Source organism: Cupriavidus sp. GW822-FHT06G04, from assembly GCF_058799075.1.
In genome coordinates this window covers 1-2012 of record NZ_JBXALD010000032.1, presented here as the reverse complement: position 1 = coordinate 2012, position 2012 = coordinate 1, and the positions used below count along the sequence as shown (strand labels likewise).

The 2012-nt window shown below is 56.1% G+C and carries 1 protein-coding gene; it reads right to left on the bottom strand.

The annotated features are described in order from the left end of the window. Nucleotides 1-176: 176 nt before the first annotated feature. A complete protein-coding gene (locus tag AC1RKI_RS30025; protein ID WP_492798421.1) occupies nt 177-1622 on the bottom strand; it encodes an IS1182 family transposase in 1446 nt (481 codons plus the stop codon). Nucleotides 1623-2012 lie beyond the last annotated feature (390 nt).

The window sequence follows — 2012 nt, the reverse complement described above, 5'->3', positions numbered from 1 at the left end:
CGAGGCCGTGTGGAAACGTCTCTCGAATCGCACTGACACACGTCGCCTCCGGGGCTGAGCCTGCTTTGTCGAATTTTCGGCCAATCCGGTCGCGAGACGACGTCGAACGGGTGCGAGCAGCGCTAGTGGGCTCCTGAGGGCGATCTTTAGCCCATTTTTGGAGTGCAAATGGGTGCTTACGCACCCGCCAGGCGCATGGCCTTCATTGTTTTCGAGAACCCGAGAATTCGAAGGACGCGCTTCAGGTTGTACGCCAGAACATGCAGGCTCATTTCAGTACCCACATTCGGTAGCGCGCGCGTCAGGAAGTGCGTGTAGCCCATCCAATGTTTGAAGGTTCCAAAGACATGCTCGACGGTTCGCCTGCGGACTGTCATTGCATCATGAGTTTTATCGAGCCGGCGCTGGACGGCTTCTAGTACTTCCTCATGCTCCCATCTGGAGATTCGTCGTTCGGAGCTCGGCGTGCACTGAGCCTTTATCGTGCATCGCGAACACGCACTGCTCCAGTAACGGCGCAACTGCAGGCCGTGCTCCTCACGGGTGTATCGGTATATTGCGCGCTCACCAGCAGGACATTGGTATTCGTCATCCCGGGCAATGTAGATGAAGTCTGCTTTATCAAATCGGCCATGTGCTTTTGCCCCTGATGTCGTGGGCTTAGGAAGGAGCACTGCAATACCCGCATCTGTGCATTCCTTGATCTGCGGCGCACTGTAGTAGCCGCGATCAGCTACCGCACGAAGTCTGGTTTTACCCATAGCGTCGCGAGCTGCTTGAGCCATTGAGCTGAGCTGCGCCCGGTCACTGCCGGCATTTGTGACTTCGTGAGCGACGATCAGATGGTGCTTGGCGTCTACGGCCATCTGTACGTTGTAGCCGACCATTCCAGATCCCTTGCCGCTTGTCGCCATCGAGCGCGCATCAGGATCGGTCATCGAGATCTGTCCATCAGGCAGCGTCTTGAGTTCTTCCTTTATCTGGTCAAGGCTATGCATCTGCTTGCGCAGTTGCGCGATCTTCTCGCGCAGTCGAGTTGTCTTGAGTTCTATCTCCGCTGGCTGCGTACGATCCGCAGTCTCCAGCGCGCTCAGATACCGCTGGATGCTTTCCTCGATTTGCCGCTGGCGCTTGTCGACCTTGCCAGCCGTGAAGTTGCGGTCCCTAGTATTGACCGCCTTGAATTTGCTGCCGTCGATGGCCACCATGGCCTGCGAGAACAACTTCAAATCGCGGCACAGAACTACGAAGCGACGACAGACATTGCGAATGCCCGTGCTGTTATCCCGGCGGAAATCCGCAATCGTCTTGAAGTCCGGCGCCAGTCGACCGGTCAGCCACATCAGCTCTATATTGCGCTGGCATTCGCGCTCCAGACGGCGGCTGGACTGGACCCGGTTGAGGTAGCCATAGATGTATATCTTCAACAGGACGGCAGGATGATAAGAGGGGCGACCTGTGGTCGAAGGAGTCGCCCCATCGAAGCCGAGCGATTCTAGTTCTAGTTCCTCAACAAACGCGTCTACGATCCTGGCTGGATTGTCCTCGGCAATGAAGTCATCGAGGCATTCTGGAAGCAGCGTGGCTTGCTTCCGATCTTCTCCCTCTATGAATCGCTTCATCCCATCCCCCTCTGAATTCGTTAATCCAGTTTAGGCAATCGGGTGCGAGAATGCTGGGTCTAGAAGCTATTACGAGAAGCTCGTGAACCTATACGTCATCTATACGCGGAGTAACTTGGTCCTCTTGTCGAGACGACAGTACGCGTCATGGCAACAGATACAGGAAGAGATTGACGACTACATGGCCTCCGTCGGGCCGTGGTCAGCGGAGGAGACTATTGAGTATCTGAGGGAGGAGCATCCTGGTCTTTCGCCAGACTCCTCTGAGCAGGTGCACTCGTTCCTTTCGGGCGGTGGACCGACAGTTGCTCTTCGATTCGCGCCCAACGTGGCCTAGGTACGTCCCTAGACTTTCGGCGAGCTGAACTAAGGCGTTTTCACACACCCTCG

Coding starts and splice junctions, on each gene's coding strand:
- AC1RKI_RS30025 (WP_492798421.1), bottom strand. CDS start 1,622: ATGAAGCGATTCATAGAGGGAGAAGATCGGAAGCAAGCCACGCTGCTT.